Origin of the sequence: Gilliamella sp. B3817, from assembly GCF_026536705.1 — a bacterium.
GTDB classification, from domain to species: Bacteria; Pseudomonadota; Gammaproteobacteria; order Enterobacterales; family Orbaceae; genus Gilliamella; species Gilliamella apicola_I.
In genome coordinates, this window is record NZ_JAFNNV010000001.1 from 571,255 (window position 1) to 589,242 (window position 17,988).

At 32.1% G+C, this 17,988-nt stretch carries 12 protein-coding genes and 1 tRNA gene; all 13 read right to left on the reverse strand.

Translation table 11 applies throughout. The features are described 5' to 3' along the window. Positions 1-5: 5 nt before the first annotated feature. On the reverse strand, positions 6-878 hold the full coding sequence (gene virB9 / locus J3U36_RS02510) for a P-type conjugative transfer protein VirB9 (protein ID WP_267378325.1): 873 nt from the start codon (positions 876-878) through the stop codon (positions 6-8). Between the two features lie 5 nt (positions 879-883). Next, complete coding sequence (locus tag J3U36_RS02515) at positions 884-1,582, reverse strand: virB8 family protein (protein WP_267378327.1); 699 nt, start codon at positions 1,580-1,582, stop codon at positions 884-886. Positions 1,583-1,731: 149 nt separating this feature from the next. Then, complete coding sequence (locus J3U36_RS02520; protein ID WP_267378329.1) at positions 1,732-2,601, reverse strand: type IV secretion system protein; 870 nt, start codon at positions 2,599-2,601, stop codon at positions 1,732-1,734. 147 nt (positions 2,602-2,748) lie between these two features. Then, positions 2,749-3,501, reverse strand: a complete 753-nt coding sequence (locus J3U36_RS02525) for a type IV secretion system protein (RefSeq protein ID WP_267378332.1) — start codon at positions 3,499-3,501, stop codon at positions 2,749-2,751. A gap of 14 nt (positions 3,502-3,515) precedes the next feature. Next, positions 3,516-6,332, reverse strand: a complete 2,817-nt coding sequence (locus tag J3U36_RS02530) for a VirB3 family type IV secretion system protein (RefSeq protein WP_267378335.1) — start codon at positions 6,330-6,332, stop codon at positions 3,516-3,518. 11 nt (positions 6,333-6,343) lie between these two features. After that, on the reverse strand, positions 6,344-6,616 hold the full coding sequence (locus J3U36_RS02535; protein ID WP_267378338.1) for a TrbC/VirB2 family protein: 273 nt from the start codon (positions 6,614-6,616) through the stop codon (positions 6,344-6,346). Positions 6,617-6,631: 15 nt separating this feature from the next. Then, entirely contained in the window at positions 6,632-7,261 is a 630-nt protein-coding gene (locus tag J3U36_RS02540) for a transglycosylase SLT domain-containing protein (protein ID WP_065559009.1), read from the reverse strand. A 382-nt stretch (positions 7,262-7,643) separates the two neighbouring features. Beyond that, the gene (locus J3U36_RS02545) at positions 7,644-9,374 is read right to left on the reverse strand and encodes a hypothetical protein (protein ID WP_267378341.1); all 1,731 of its coding nucleotides are present in this window, start codon (positions 9,372-9,374) and stop codon (positions 7,644-7,646) included. Between the two features lie 1,219 nt (positions 9,375-10,593). Beyond that, the gene (locus J3U36_RS02550) at positions 10,594-13,728 is read right to left on the reverse strand and encodes an autotransporter outer membrane beta-barrel domain-containing protein (protein WP_267378344.1); all 3,135 of its coding nucleotides are present in this window, start codon (positions 13,726-13,728) and stop codon (positions 10,594-10,596) included. A 516-nt stretch (positions 13,729-14,244) separates the two neighbouring features. After that, positions 14,245-14,320, reverse strand: a tRNA-Ala gene (locus tag J3U36_RS02555). Between the two features lie 126 nt (positions 14,321-14,446). Continuing rightward, on the reverse strand, positions 14,447-15,433 hold the full coding sequence (secF, locus tag J3U36_RS02560) for a protein translocase subunit SecF (protein WP_411623370.1): 987 nt from the start codon (positions 15,431-15,433) through the stop codon (positions 14,447-14,449). 30 nt (positions 15,434-15,463) lie between these two features. Further along, positions 15,464-17,320, reverse strand: a complete 1,857-nt coding sequence (secD, locus tag J3U36_RS02565) for a protein translocase subunit SecD (RefSeq protein ID WP_267378351.1) — start codon at positions 17,318-17,320, stop codon at positions 15,464-15,466. A gap of 60 nt (positions 17,321-17,380) precedes the next feature. Then, the gene (gene yajC, locus J3U36_RS02570; RefSeq protein WP_065558440.1) at positions 17,381-17,713 is read right to left on the reverse strand and encodes a preprotein translocase subunit YajC; all 333 of its coding nucleotides are present in this window, start codon (positions 17,711-17,713) and stop codon (positions 17,381-17,383) included. Positions 17,714-17,988 lie beyond the last annotated feature (275 nt).

Below are 17,988 nucleotides of genomic sequence, written 5' to 3' on the forward strand. Positions count from 1 at the left end.
TATCCTTACTGGTTGATCACTCTGATTACGTTATCGCTTATTGTTGTTTTATATTCTGGTTTATAGGTTCCATAAGACTGATTAAAAATCCCGACAACCTTGTTACCATTTCTTAAAATTAATTTTTCTGCCACTTTATGAACTACTAACGTTCGGTAATTATTTAATACATCGGCTCGCATATTGTAGGTGAGCATTTCTTCTGATTTATTTTTATTCACCAAAAATACACTTGGGATCTCTTTTTCATTGGAAAACCCTAAAAAGGTTAGTATGCCATCATCATAAACAAAATCCGGTACAATACTTTCACTTCCTTTATTAACAGATTTGTAATAATTCCAGTTCACAGGTGTACTTAACTTGCCTAATGATTTTGTTATAAGTTGTTTGTTTTTCTCTTCTTGATATATTTTTGCTTTTCTTATATTTTCATTTTTTATGGCTAAGGCTCTATCCTTCGGATAATTAAAGCGTACAATAAAAGAGTTATTATCTTGTTTTTCATCTATCATTAATTGGAATGAGTATTCCCTTCTATCGGTAATCACAATTAAATTAGTATTCCAATCTGGTGATGAAGGTTTATAAAAAGTCCCTTCCCCATTGTCGATAGGTTTGGGCATAATGATTAAATAATTATTTTGTATTTTATGTTGCCAACCCTCTTCAAAACCTGTGGTTACATATTGTATGTATTCATTATCTGAAAATTTTATAGTTGTGGTATAACCATCTACCGCAATGATTTTAGTTACATCATCATTATTATAGTCAAGCTCTCGAACACGATAATCAAAATTAGATTTTGGGGGATCGGTTTCGGAATATGCATTAAACGTGATTAAAACTATTAGAAATGTAATCAGCTTTTTCATTAAAATTACCTATTTTCTGTATCAACGGTGTAAGATAAAATTTGAAATCCTAACGGATTGGATGTTCTATGATTTAACGCTAGTGATAAATTTGGTTTATAGTCATACGCTATGGTAGCAAAGATTCTTTTGCTCACTCTTTCATTGTTAGCTAGGTTTACCCTAGTCAATTCTGCCCGTGCAATAGCAGTCTTCGTGTTAGTCTCTCCTTCACTTACCCCCAAATTTATAGACAAAATTTTTACTTCGATAGCATAACCATCCCCATACAATTTGTAGGGTGCATTATCTGCGTTAAATAAGCCGATGTACTGCCGATTAACATTTGCTGATCCATATAATTGCACTCTTTCATAATCTTGTTGAAGAGTTTCATAAACATATTTTTCACGTAATTCAATATAATGGGCTATCCAAAATCGATCGAGTGCTTCATCCGGCGTAAAGGATTGATCCGTTAAGGATGGAATAATATCGGTATAGCCTGTATTGTTATCGACTCGAATAACATAGGGTTGAGTCTCCTTCAGTGGTAATAAAAATGCAAATGACCCCGTTAACACTAGCGAATATAAGATAAAAATACTTGCTACTATCCATGCTAATTTTTTAGATTTTTCCTGATTCTGAATAATATTTTTTTCAAAAGTTAGACTTTCTTTTGTAAGTTCATCTATAACATGTATACTTTTTTTGTCTGACATTTACTTCGCCTTTATATTTTCTATTAGTTGATAAGTAATAATGTCACTGTTTACCGCTTGTAATTGGTTATTTTCTAGAGGAACAGTATTTTTTCTTTTAACACAGCCAACTACTAACGTTAATAAAAATAGAGAAATTATCATTTTTTTCATTTTTTGCTTACCTTATCTTTTAATTTTTTTAATGCTTGTACTGCTTTTTGAGCATTTGCCATATTGAAGGTATTAGATGCATCCATGAGAGAGCCACATGTAAATCCTGTGATTGATTCGGCTAATCTTTTTACATCTGACATAATGTAATAAAAGAAAATAGCAAAGAGTACACATGCGCCTGAGGCTATTGAAGCGGACAAACTTTTAAAAGTTTCAGTGTCGGATATTGTTTTTACAAATGATGACATTATCGACATCATCATCCCTGCTAACATCATACTGACCATTGAACCTACTACAGAAGATAACCATCCTTCAAATACTTTTTTCGTACTTTGAAACGATAACGATAAAATTGCTAGCGGTGTAAAGAGCAATGCTAAAGCTAAAATAATTTGTGCTGTCAATAACATAAAAAGACAGCTACCAGCCATAATAAAAAAGCCAGCCCAAAATAGTACTAATATAAATGGTTGTACAAAGATGCTTGTATCATCTATAATTGGGGAAATTGTCTTATTATACTGATCTGTCAGTCCATCTAGCTGTGCTATTGCACCTCCATTTATTATCAAAATCTTTTTAACTTCGTCTACAATATCTAAAATAGTTTTTATCCAACCTGATGCGTCAAAAGCAATGGTTGTCACAATAGATACTATTAATATTTTCTGATAGCTCTCTGCTATTACAAAGGCCTTGTTCCCTATAGCAATATCAATACACTTAAACGTAACCCATAACAGCATAATTGATCCAAATATTTCACTAATTGCATCAAGTAATTCGGTTATATTAGGGGCTTTAACTTGCTCAAGCGTTGTATCAACTAGTGTTTGTAGCGAACTAAATACTCCAGCCATCTGAAGATATCTCCCGTCTTATTCGACTTTTTTCAACAACAATCAGGCATTCTTTAAATTTTTTAAAATAACATTGATATCTATATTGTTAACAATAATAAATAGCAAAATGATAAAGAATACCTAATCTAACTTTATTTAGAGTTTTTAAAAACCATCAAAACTAACGATATTTTTATTTTTTCTTTTCAGCTCATTTTCCAAACGTTGAAATGCTTCAGTACTCGGACGTAAATTGAGTTCTTTTCTAATTTTTTCCTTTTGTTTATCGATTAACATTTGATTGGATTGGAATTGTTTTTGTGTAAGTTCTAATTTTCGATCTAATAATTCTAATTGATTGTTAAATACTGTGATTTCATTATTGATATCTGTACTGTTTTTAACAGTATCAGATTGTGATACTTCATCAGCTAGTTTTCCTATTTTTTCCGAAATGACATTTATTTGTTCATTGACTTTTTCCATCGCAATATAGTTAGCCGCTAAGTTCAAATTCTCTGATTTACAAAGATTAACCAATTCTTTATGGTTATTTACACATCGACCATTAAGGTCCAGTTTTGAAGCTAATGCATTAGATTCTTTTGAAAATTTTCCACTAACTATTGAGTCATAGTTAGGCATAATTTTATCAATTGAACTAATATCCTTGACCAATGTTTTGACATTGAAATTTTTAACTTGATCTTTCACACCGCTTAAAGTACCTAGTTGAGCCTGACCTAAAGTAAGATTACTATTATGGAAGCTGTTTGTTGATTGCCATTGTTGTAGTTTTTCTTGCCACTCATTGAGTGCTCTTATACTGGCTGCGCCATCAAATACAGGAACACCTCCAGATAATGCGTTATAAGATATAAAGCATAAACTTAACATTAATAATTTTGTTTTTTTCATTGTTTCCTCTCCCTTTATTGATTCATATTTTCAGCTTGTAATAATTGACCTAATTTTTTAATCCAGATTTGAGCGTCATCTGTTTCTGCTATTAGTTTATCGGCGACTGCTCGTTCTGATGAACCAATGCTCAATATACGTAAATTCTCACCTAGGCAACCTAAATTTAATCGACAAACGATACTTTCAGGTTTTCCGGTATCGACACTGGTTTTTTTCACTAAAAATTCTCTATCTGCTTTTTTCAAAGTCTTTAGCAATTGAAACTCTTTTTCAGTAAATTTTAGACGTTCAATAAAATAATCTTCCCGATATACTTTTTCTGGCATAACTATTTTAGTTTCTGTCTGTGTTAATAGTACTTTGTATGTTTTGGTATGTTCAATCGAAGTCAGATCTTGTGTTGCCCCACCAATAAATCCTTGTAGTTTACGGATAACCCTAAACAGATCGTCGATCATGTTGTCAACCGTAGGACATTCTGCATATTTTTGTATTTCGTCGATAAAAACACCAATCCGTTGACCATTTAATAACAATTTTATTTTGTGGAGAATGTAAAACATTAACGGATCCAAGATTTCCTTATCATCTAAAAACTCTGTGCCATCAATGCCAAAAGTATTGTATTTTTCGATATCAAGATCATCTATTTCATTATCAAATACCCAACCTAAAAAACCATTTCGGCTCCATTTTTGTAGTCTTTCATGAATCGATTTTTCTCGTTTATCCTCTGCCTGCTCTATGTCCAATGTTTGAAGTAATAAAGAAATACCAAAACTTCTTTTGCTTCTTTCTCGGGACATGACTTGATTAACGGCTCTATATATCTCTTTATCTTGTAATACAGATACAGGACCACCGTCTAATGAGCAAAGTAGTTTAATAAATGAAACTAAAAAATTAATGTTTTCTTGCGTGCTTTCAAGCGCAAAAGGATTTAGATTGGTATTGAAACCTTTTCTGAGACTAATGTATTTTCCACCTAAGGCTAACATATGCATTTGAACAGCCCTATCTTTATCAAAATAGATAAATCTAAATTTTTTGGTTTGTTCTAATACATTGGTTTTAAACGATGTTGGACTATTAAATTTTAAACTTTGTTCCAATATCCAGGATGCAAGAACCGTTTTACCGGCACCTGTTCCACCAATGATCATGAAATTACCGACTAGATCTTTACCCAAATCATTAGTAAATGCGTTTTCTTCATGAATATTGAAATAATAGGGTTGTCCGCTTCTAGTTTGTAATACCGTTAGCGCGTCTCCCCAACAATTGCCGATTCGTTTACCAGCTAAAAAATTGTGTAATCCCGTTGTTCCTGCAAAATTTTTACTGGTGATTTCAACAACGCGTGTTCGATATTTAAAATTTGAAGGCAACTGCGCAAAGAAATTAGGTTTTAATGATATTGTGCTATCTTGTGCAATAAACCCTTTATTATTTAAAGATTGTATAATTTCTTTTGATTGGTTTTGGACTTGCTCAAACGTATTGGCACGGATAAATACATTGAAATGGTATTCTCCAATTGAAATATTGCCACTTGCTAAATCATCAATAAATAAATCAAGGGTCAATACTTGTGAAACACCATCATCGTTTGATGATTCAAATTGATTTTTCTTCCTTTTTATTAAATCCACTCCTTTTTTGGCTGATAAAATAGAAAAGGATTGCGTTATACAAATATCTATCGGTAAAGCGAGAAGAAAATCAAAGATACCTTGATTGGTTTCGTTAGAATAAGTTTTTATTTCAACGCATTTTATATATTTAGTTTGATTATTTGACTTTGCGATAACTGTCTGTTCACCAAAATAATAATCAGACGTGGCTAATAGGTTGGATAACCTTGTCGGTTCGATTATTATCGGTCGATCAATACCACTTAATATTAAGTTATATAATTCAATCAATTCTGAATAAACATAGTCATTTTTGCTATATAACCCTAGTCGCCTTGAGCCAAATTCAGATAATCCTTTATCAAATCTGAAACAGAGATCTTTCATTTGTAATAAGTTATTATCAATGAAATCCTGTTTTTCTTTGACATTAATCGATTTTTTCCCTATCAATTTTGTAATTATACTGGTAATGAAGCTATCTGCTTTATCTTGTAAATCCGCGCCTTTCATCACCAAAGAAACATAAATAAAAGTCTCTTTATTTTGCTGACTTTTTAGGTAATCGAGATATCGATTATTATTTTCTTCAGCAAACCAAAACCCCGTAAAATCACCGCCTATTTTGATATCTGTATTTTTTTTGATGACATTTACATATATTGCTATGTTTTCATTTGAAAATGAGCGAATAAAATTATCAAGTTCATTTTTTCTGATATCAAGTTCATCATCACCTTTTGTTTCAAAGGAAATACCTTTTACTTCCCATGTCGCCACTAAATCACCATTTTTGTTAATAATAATGTGATTATCGATATGACTTGAGTAAGGTATGTTTTTTTCGATAGTTGAAAAATGTTTTAAATTAATATTATTATCCACTTTTATTGCCCGATAAGACGATGATGTTACATAATCTATATTATTGCCATATAGCTTTTTACTTTGTGACAAACTGGCCGTTCCGCTTGAAACCAATAATTTCTTTCCCAATATAGAAAAAAACATTTCATCCTTTTTATTTAAAGCAACACAGGTAATAAAAAGAAAAATACCTAAACCGACAAAAAAGTATGAAATAAACATACATAACATAACAGTTAACCATGCAATAAATATGATTAACTGCAATGGTAATCCTAATATTAATGCAGGTCTGGTTAATGCCTTGTATAAAATATCTTTTTCCATTTATTTGACACTTATCCAAAGAAAATCGTAATGAATTCTGCCGCTCCACCTGCAAATGCGACTCCAATCACCCATTTAGAACACTCTTCCCATGTTTTTGATCCTCGCCAAACTAAAACACCAACAATGAGTCCTGTTATAAGAAATACAATTCCTACAATGGCATGTATCGAACTTTGCAGTTCTTTCATACCACTTTCGGTTTTAGAAAGTCCGGCAGCAAAACTTGGATTAGTAATCAAAATCCCAATTGACAACCAAAATAATTTTTTGATTAATTTCATTTTATTCTTTCTCCTTTAGTTCATATTGATTGTTTTTTTCAAAAACGATTCTTTTTTCTTGTGATTAGAAAAATTTTTTACTTGATTAGTATTTTTAACATTTGATGATCTGGCAATTTGTGTTGATGGTTGATTGTGATGATAATTTTCAACTTGATTTTTGAGTTGATAAAATTGGTCATAATCAAAATTGATAACAACATTTTCTTGCTTGTTAGCATAAGATGTTAAAAATCGTTCAACATAGCTATTATTAAAATCACGCTTAAAACCAGTTTTATCATTGCCACTGTAATAACAGCTCAATGCTTTTCCTATATCTTGATAATTTGAGTAACAATCTTTCAATATGACACTTGATAATTTGATGTTGTTACAAGGCTCTACCGCATCAAGAACAGGAATATTAAATCGATGAAGATTTTTGATATTGATTTGAGCAAGACCTACCGAATAATTTTTGTTTCTTTTTTCTAAATCATTAATAGTGTGCCAAAAATCATTTAAAGAGGTAGGTTGAGGAACAGAAGCGCCCACAACACCTATAGCATAAGGGTTATAACCGCTTTCTAATTGAATTAATGGTTCTAATAAATCAGAACTTACATTTAAAGCACAAGCTGTTAAAAGCGTAACTAACTCCACTTCCTCATTTCCTTCTATTCCTAATATAATGATATACGATTACAAATTATTGTAATTTTTTATTATTTTATTTTTTGTTTATAGTTATATGATTTTTATTAATTTATTTTTAAAATCGCACAAATCGCTAATTGAAACGAATTTGTAAAGATGGGTCGTACTATAATAGCTATTTTCGATATTTTCAGTTCTAATTTAGTAAATTTTGTAATTATAATTGTTGTTTGTTAATTATTATCTTTACGAAATATAACGATTTTTTTTGGAAAAAGATAACCAAAAACTAGACAGAATAAGCTTTTCACTATAGTTATTGAAACGTAAAAATTTTTTAGTACGTACGTTACCATTATGTTTTTTTTGAAATCGTTATCACAAATTGTTAATCTTTAATCACTTCATGATTTATAATCGTTGGTTGAGCGGTAGGATTACTTTCGATGTCAATCATTATTTCATCAGATAGGTTTTTATCTTTTTTAAGTTTGGATGCTAAAAAATCTTCTAATCCTGTAGTTTGATTAAGTAATTCTTTATCGACAGTGGTCTCATTTTTTTTCTGTTTTTTGACTGGTTGTTTTTCAACCTTGTTTTTTGGTGTTGTTTTTTTGTAGGTAAGTTCCAATCTAGGTGCTATCTGTAATACTTTATCTAATTTAGATACGATTATTGGGCTACTGTAAGCTAACTTAGGCAAGCCTTCTAATCCAATAATCAAGCCACAGCGTTTCGGTAAATTCTGTATAACACTCGTTTCAATATAATTGGCTTTTTGTTTAAAAATGGTTGTTTCTTTGCTTGCCATTTCTACGTTTGCATCATTTAAGCTTAAAGTTCTTCTTTCTACATCTTTTAGCGTTTCTGAAGTTAAATTACTTGCCCATTCCGCACTGTCTTTTATATCAAGTTTATATATCCATCTTAGTCCAACATTGTCGAGCATGATATTTTTGGTCGATGCAGGATCAAGATCTTGGCTTGACCCAACTAGATCACCTAACGATTGGTGAGTATAGATAATATTTGCTTTTTTATCTCGTATTGTTCCCATCATTTCTAACGTATTTTTAGATAAAATATATCGAACTTCATCAAGCATGATATTAATGTGTGTTAAATCTTGTTTTCTGTCCCTTTTTTCGATGATCTGCGTTATTCTCAATAGCAACATTTTTTGTAACATAACAACATTTTCATCTCGTAATGATCCTGTTATATATAACATGCCGGGTTTATTGCCTGATATAATGTTTTTTAAGTTAATCCCTTTATCAGTTTGAATACACTTTAATTCAGATAATTCTTCAAGCTGACCAAAAAAACTTGAACCTTGCTGTTTTAGGTCATTAGGTAGTTTATTCCATTTTTCCATAATCGTGTTGATGTTGATATTATCTGGTTCATCCTCAAACTGATTAGCCAATTCACGACATACTTTTCTATCACCAATTTTATAAAAGTCAGCATTTGTTCCTGTTCTGCCAAGTCCAAAACCGGCTACAAATAATTCATTAAGTTCTGTGACGGTAATATCTTGGAATATATTAAATTGAGGCTCTGCATCTCGATTAAGATCTATATAAAAGAACTGATCTTTCTTTGATTTATTCTTGAAAACACTATAAGCCCATTCGTCGTTTTTAGGATCGAACCATACATTGAAATCATTATAGTTTTCGTAACATTGGATAAATACAGATGTTGCTAATACACCTTTACCACTTCCCATTTTTCCGATTATTTGTACGTTAGTTTCATTCCATACACTTTTTTTATAAAATATGGGGGTCGATTCATCATCAATACCAAGAAATAACGAATCTTTTTGTTTCGCTTCTTGATAATAATCTGATGGATCGTAAATATCGACTTCATTAAATTTTAAATCTTTAACATCTAATAAACTACCGCTTCTTAAATCAGATTTTTTAATATTTGAAATCATTGATTCATTAACTTTTTTATCTAATTCTGAAAAAAACTGTTTTGTATATTTATGGTAGATAATCAGATAACAAATGACAGCTAAAGCAAATGCGACTGCTATCCATGCGATACCATAAACATTATATTCACTAAAAAGATAGTATTTATAGTATTTTAAGTTAATCATTTTACCTAAACTTAAAAAGTAAAAGATTATATTTAATAATAAGTTAGCAAAAATGATAAAACAAAAAACAATTGATAAATAGTTTAAAATAACGCCAAATAGTCTGATGAAAAAGATATTGCTGACAGGGTTATCATAATTGATATATTTGAACGCAAACTTTTTTCTTTTTTTTCCATCGACTGAAAGTTCAAACTTCCCTTCATCTCTTGTCGTAGAAATCATGCCTAATTGATATATATTTTGAGTGATTTTTAATGAAAAAAATATGAATGAAAATAGGAAGAACCAGATTAAAAATAGCATTTCTGCACTATGATAAAAGAAATTCGTTGAAAAAAAGTTCAGAAAATTGGCTAGTTTTATACTGTAAAAAGATTTCATACTTTTACCCATTAAAGATTTAAAACAACTTCAATACTGCTGTTTAATGATTTTGTTAGAACGGTTATAAACAATTGTTCATTTCACTTTCAATTTATTATTTTTTTATTAATTATTACCAAATTGGTTAGCTAATCTATTGACGTAATTCGGTTATTTTTTCGAAAAATAGGATAGGCATCAAGCTGTTTTTGGATAAGATTTGTGATGAAGTGAGTGATAAAGTAAATTTTAATGCAGTGAAATTTACTTATATTAACCTTTTGTTTTTCATACAATAGAGTTAATTTCTTATTGTCATTGATAAAATTACGATATGATTATTTTGCTAGATTATTAACGTATTTCAATGCTTCCTCAATAAAATGTTGTACAAGATTAGCGTATAAATGTTTGATGATTTCATCATTTAATCATAATTCATTAGCTTGTTGTTCTCGTTTTTCAAGCATACACTCAAAACCTCCATTTGCGTAAATATCAGAAGTCTTCTTTTTAAATTACTGGCTTGTTTGACCTATTCAAATCGATATGCCAAGAATTTAATGATAGTGTTATCAATATTGTTGATTTTGTTTCGAACATCATGAATTTTAATAATTATTAAATCAATAATAAAGGGAACATTCAATTGTCAAGAATAAGATCCTAAGGTTGATATTACTTTCATCGTACAAAAACCAATAACTTTGCAGTAGTAATTAAAAAAATGATTTGTTCAACTGATCGCTCATTAAATTTCAATTAGGGGGAATATTTGGTTACGACATATATAAAAAAAGCTTATCCAATAAGGATAAGCTTATAAAGTTAGTTTGTTAGGATTTTATTGTTATTAAAAGTTGTATCGGTAACCCAGGTTGATCTGCTTTTTGTTAAACTTATTCCCTTTAGCAAAATCGACTTCACTGTAGATATGATGATTATTTTGTATGGTTGCGTTTATACCAAGTGCATTTTCAAACCAATGTCCACGATATTGATTAGATTCCTTGATATGATTTAATCGGTAAGAAGTATCACCATCAAACTCTTTAACATACCCTGTTTTTAAGTAAATATTGGTTTGATTTTTGATATTCGGTATCGCATATCCCATTATGACACTTGTACGTCCTATCAATGAGTTATAGCGATCATATTTAACTTTGAGTGCATTGCTCGCTTTTGTTGAATCAGCGCCATTACGAGTATAAACAACTTGTAGCTGAGGTTCTGCATATATCCCTTGTTTTGCCTCAGCAAGGTAAAAACGTTTACCCGCTTCTAACGATAAACTTAGTGCGTGGGTATTCCCTTTACCAGATATATTTTTACCTTGGCTATCACTAACATTAAATTGATTTTTTAATTTGGATAATTTGAAAATACCGTCTAAGTAAAAATCGTTATTGGTGATATAAGTAGAATAGAGACCAACATTATAGTTTTTTCCTGAACCACTTCCTTGTTTAAAATCTTGATCTACATCATAGTAGCCAATCATTCCACCTAAATAGAAACGACCATTTTCAGATTCATAAATAAGTTTATCGATACCACTTTGTAGCCCCCGATAATTGATTTTATAATCATTATAATCAACTGATGCAAATGAGTTTAATTGACCAACGACGCCTCTCATCCAAAAATCGCCTTGATGATCCGATATATTCCGTAAATCACCTATTCGTTGTAATAAAGTTTGGATATCAATATAAACAAGCATATAGTTAGTATTTGCAAAGCTTAGCGTTGCTTGAGCCGTTGAAGTTTTTGATGGTTTTGAAGGTTTCTGTTTTGAACCTGTACTATATAACTCCCAACCACCAAGATCGTCTGAATCAGGATCAGTAATTTGTCTGATATCATATTCATAACCACCTAATTCAACTTTATTGATTAATTTGAAATCGGCATGATTTCCATTAGTTTCAATGATGTCAATTTTTTCTGTTCCTGTCGTACTTTGCGATCCATCATTTTTTACAATGACATAATGTTGCCCATTCGTCCCATCTTTATCGGTTATTATTAATTTATCTGTTTTTTGGTTAACAATATCCGTTTGGAAATAAAAGCGACTATTATTACCCGTTAATTTATTTGTCTCTAATACAGTATAATTTGAAGGCTGGTTAGCATTTTCAAGTAATTTACCTTGCTCATCTTTCCAATTGTCGTAGCGATTGAGATAAATTTCACTATCTTGGACATTTAAATTAGTCACATTTGAATCACGTTGAATGTACCATGTAGATTGATTATTCAAGCTTATGTTGGATTGACTTGCTTGATTGTCTTTGTCTAAGGTTTTATCCGTAAAGATACTCCCTTTTAAGATCGATGCATTAGACGTCAAATTAAAACTACTTGAAACCTTATCAGTCACTTTAGCCGTTCCACCACCATAAGTAACATTTAATAGATCGGTATTTTCAGCCGCTGTTGCCGAACTATTTTTTAATAACAGCACACCATTTTTTACTGAATCAGCCACAGTCATAGCTAAATTATTATCGTTGATATGCGATAACATACCCACATCAAGGCTGTGATCCCCGACCTGAATTAAATTACCGCTAGCATAGGTATTATTTCCATTTTTGTCACAACCACCAAGTTTACAGATAAAACTGTTATTATCACTGGTATTAATCAATTCGAACTTGCCTGATTTTCCATCACTGGTAATGTCTACATTTTCGAGCATCATATTTTGGGCAAGATCTTTTGCCGAAGAACCATCTTCATTCAGACTGTAACCATTGCCAAAATTAAAACGTATTGCTGTGGTCGCTGAATGAATCGTACTACGACCTTGTCCATCCAACGCATGCATTTTTATGCTTGCTCCATCACCAATAAGTCGAAGACCATAAGAATTTTCTGAATCTGTTTTTATATGAGTTTCACCATAAGTTTCAATGCTTGAAGACGCGAGTTCCGATCCTATTTCACCGCCATGCTTAAAGATTTTTCCATCCTTATGCATTGTCCCTAATCGACCAGCGTTAATACCATCAGAAATGCTTCCTGTAGTATGAATTTGCGTGACAAAATTACTGTGTTTGTCGTTATTTAAAATGACAGATGAACCACCCGTTGCTCGAATACCCCGTGAATCCGTTCCATTAGTCTGTATAATTAAAGATCCTTTATCATAACCTTTGGCAATAACCTGTGACTGTTCCAATGTTCGAATTGCTGAACCGGCCCGACTAGCAAGGCTACCAATTTCACCTCCAGCAAATGTGACGGTTGACCCTTTATTTTTAGTATAAACCCCCATGACATAATCTTGAGAAGAATCAGTATTAATTTTAACAAGATCAAGATCTATCGTTCCTTTGCCTTCTGCCCATATGCCGGCACTTGATGCACCAGTGTTAGAAATTGTCGCAATTGACAATCCATTATTACCTTGGATTTTTATACTACCGTTGTTGACACCAATTGTTCCATAAGGTGTTGTGGCATTTTCAACTGATAAATCTAATTTATCAGCAAAAATAGTTAATTGACCGCCAGAGCCTGCCCATAATGCATTGTTTGCATTCCAATCGTTGGTATATTTATCCTTTGATTTGATTGTCACGTTATTTGCTTTAACGGTTGCTGTGGCACCTTTTTCAACAGAAATACCTCGACCTCTTTGATTTTTATTGTCGCCGATATCGATTGTTATATCTTTTGTTGTATCGGAAGCGTTTAATAAATAATTCGCATTACTACCAGTTACATTAATTCCGTTACTATTTGACTCAATCCCAGGATTATTGATAATTAAGCTACTAGCGGTATCATGGTTAACTGTCGCCCCTGCGTTAACATTAATATTGGTAAGATTATTCTCATTCGTCTCGCAAGAGTTAGTGGCATTAATTTGACCATTTGCGATACTACATGGTAAAGCATTAACATAAGTCGCGCTGGAAAGCGTTATTAATGCTATAGTTTGATATACAACAGAAAACTTATGATTTTTCATATAAATTAATAGCCTATAAAATATTTAACCTAAAATTAAATCAAAAAAAACATGATGTAATTTTCATTACATCATGTCGTTCTATTTTTTATTTTTCATAAAAACAGAATGTCAGTTTTAAAACATATTGATCTATTCATCGTTTAAAATAGATGTTTTGTCAGGGAGATTCACAAAATCAACCTTACATAATTATTATAAATTAAATATTATTTACTTACTATATACATTTCTTTACTATTCTTTAACTTTATATGATTTTCTCGCGAATTTTGGCATAGTAACGGTATATATAATCTTTTAGGATTATTAATAAAGCCTTATGCAATCAAGATAGTTAAATTTTCGTTTTAGCTTTTGCCTATTTTAATTATAGATGTATTCAGATATTTACTTGTAGGTATATGCCTTTAGGAGAATGAGTAACGCGATAACAGGAATGATAATGAAGTAGGATTTAATATCTTTAGTGTCATCGTTTGTGTTTGATTAACATTGACACATGAATTTAAAAAGTGGTGGAGCCAAGGGGGATCGAACCCCTGACCTCAACGCTGCCAGCGTTGCGCTCTCCCAGCTGAGCTATGGCCCCAAGTAGAAAGGGATAAAACTGTGGCTAATAATATTCAACTCGATTATAGGTGTCAATCTATTTAATATCATTTGTTTAAATAACAATCTGATATAACTCTGCTGGGCATCCAGCAGAGTGTAAAAGTTAGCGCATAATTGAAGGTTGATCAGCACCCTCAGCTTCACTTTTTTGCGGCATAAAGTGTTCTCGTTTAACGCCTAATTTTAGTGACATGTAAGCTGCTACATAAATTGACGAAATAGTGCCTAAAACAATACCAACGCCCAATGTTTCTGAAAAACCTTTTAGCATTGAACCACCGAAAATATAGAGAATAATGACTACTGCCAAGGTTGTACCTGATGTCATTAAAGTTCGGTGTAAGGTTTGAGTCAATGAGATATTAATCACATCATAAGGCGATGCTCGACGAATTTTCCTGAAGTTTTCACGAATTCTGTCAAATACTACAATGGTATCATTAAGTGAATAACCGATAATTGAAAGCATGGCAGCAATTATGGTGAGATCCAACTCCCGATCAAACAGTGATAAATAGCCCGCAGTGATGATGACATCATGCGCAAGCGCAACAACCGCACCTGTTCCAAATCGCCATTCAAAACGAAATGCAATGTAAATTAATATGCAAACCAATGCCGCGCAGATAGCTAATATCCCATCTTGAGCAAGCTCAGAACCAACGGTTGGTCCAACAAATTCAATTCGTTTTATCTCTGCATTTGCATCAATATCTTTATGAATTAACTTTGAAATGTTGACTCCTAACGCATTATCAATAACTGAAGATACGCTACCGTCATCCTTTTTTTCTGAAGCAAGTCTAATGATAATATCTTTACTGCTTCCATAATATTGAACAACGGGCTCATGATAGCCAGCATTACGTAAACTGTCACGGATGTCGTCAAGATTTACTGGTTTGGTTACCGTAATTTCGACTGTTGTACCACCTGTAAAATCTTGTCCCAAATTAAATCCTTTGGTCAAAATTACATAAATTGATCCAACAACAAGTAACATTGATATTGCAAAAGCAATAAAACCAAACTTTAAGAAGTCGAGGACTCTGCGACCATGATTTAGTTCTTTAACATCATGATTTTTTATATCATTACTAGTAACAATCACAATAAACCTCTAAATTGATAACTTGTTGACGCGACGACCGCCATAAATAAGATTTGCTAATGCTCGAGTACCGACGATAGATGTAAACATTGATGTTACTATACCGATACCTAATGTAATCGCAAAACCTTTGATTGAACCGGTACCGACTGCATAAAGGATAACCGCAGTAATTAATGTAGTGATATTTGCATCAAAAATACTGCTCCAAGCACCTGCATATCCTTCATTAATCGCATGTTGAACATTACGACCGTTACTCAGTTCTTCTTTTATTCGTTCATTGATCAGTACGTTTGCATCAACAGCCATACCGACAGTTAATACAATACCAGCTATACCCGGCATACTTAACGTCGCACCAGGCAATAATGACATCGCACCAACAATTAATATTAAGTTAGCAACTAACGCTAAACTCGCAAATACTCCAAATAGTCGATAAACCACTAACATAAAGATAACTGAGATTAATAATCCCCATACACAAGATTCTAACCCTTGAGTAATATTTTCTTGCCCCATTGATGGACCAACGGTACGCTCCTCAATGATTTGAATTGGCGCTATTAATGCGCCGGCACGTAGTAAAAGTGACAAATTTTTAGCTTCATTAATGTTACTAATGCCTGTAACCTGAAAACGATCACTGAAGATGCCTTGAATTGTTGCAACATTGATAACCCGTTCAAGTCGTTCAAAAATTGGTTTATCATTTTCATCACGTCTACCAGTATCTTTATATTCGACAAATAAAGTAGCCATTGATTTATGCAGATTTTTTTGAGTAAAATCGAGCATAGTTTTTCCCCCTGAACTATCAAGGGTAATAGAAACCTCTGGTTGGGAATATTCATTCAATCGGTAAGAAGAATCCGTTATATGGTCACCAGTCAGGACAATGCGTTTATATAACAGTACCGGACGCCCGTTTTCCATATATTTTATTTCTGAACCATAAGGAACACGCATTTGACCGTTAATGATAGCAGCCAAATCCGCTGAATTGTTTTCATTTACTTGTCTAAACTCAAGTGTAGCAGTTGCACCAATAATGCGTTTAGCCAATGCGGTATCTTGAATTCCCGGTAATTCAACAACAATTCGATCCGAACCTTGACGCTGTACAATCGGTTCAGCAACACCTAGTTGATTAACTCGGTTACGTAAAATCGTTGTGTTTTGCTGAACAGCATCGTTTTTAGCTTGTTGTAAGCGTTGTTCACTTATATTGATTATGATGCTGTTGTCGTTTTGAGAGTCAATCTTGTAATCTTGTAAATTATTGATTTTAGCAATGGCTTTGTTTCGATCTTGTGTATTAACAAACTCCATGACGATTTGTTGCTCACTATTGCGACTCAAGGATTTAAAGTTTAGTTTGCTATTATTAAAATCAGACTTTAGGTTTTCAATTGATTGCTCTACGAGTTTGTCTAATGCCGTTGTCATATCCACTTCCATCAAGAAGTGAACTCCCCCACGCAAATCTAGTCCTAATTTCATAGGTGAAGCACCAAACATGGAAAGCCACTTTGGTGTTGCAGGCGCTAGATTTAAAGCAACAATATAATTTTCACCTAAATCTTTTGAAATAAGTTCTTTGGCTTTAAGTTGCGTATCGTTATCAGCAAATCGAATTAAAATGGTTCCATTTTCGTAAACAATTGACTTGATATCGATGTGATTTTCAGCTAGCAATTTTATTACATTGCTTTGCGTAGCCGTTTCAATTTTGGCACTATCCGAGCCAGAAATCTGTATAGCTGGATCTTCACCATAAATATTAGGAAGCGCATAAAGTAGGCCGACACAAATTATGACGACCAACATAATGTACTTCCACAAAGGATAGCGATTTAACACGACATATTCTCTTGTGGGGTTAGACTATTAACACAATGAATTATCATAATAATATTGTTATTATAATGATTTCATTGTACCTTTTGGTAATACAGATGTAATAAAATCACGTTTGATTATTACTTCAGTTGAATCATTTAATTCTAATGCAATATAACCATTTTCGTTCACTTTAGAAACACGACCGATCAATCCACCATTGGTTAACACTTCATCACCTTTTGAAATGGATGACATTAATTCACGGTGTGCTTTAGCACGTTTTTGTTGTGGACGCATGATCATAAAATAGAAAAATAATCCAAAAACAACAAGCATGATCGGTAAAAAATAAGGATTGCTTTCAACGGCTTGTCCGTCAGCTGCGTACGCTTGATTAATAAAAAAGTCCATATTGATCCTCTGAATTCAAATTTATTTTATAAAGGTCGAAATTGTATCATAAAAAAAAGGTTAAATATGTACTATTTGTTGCCCCTATGCCTAAGAAAGCATAAAGATTAAAATATATTTAAATTATTCACTACTAAATATTTTAAATAGAATAAATAAGTTAATAAGGTAATTTATACCTAAAACAAAGTAATATTTGTCGATTTTTTAATTAAATATTATCAGAAAGTACTTGAATTCTTTATCCGATCAATAGAAACTAAACAGAAAGTTAA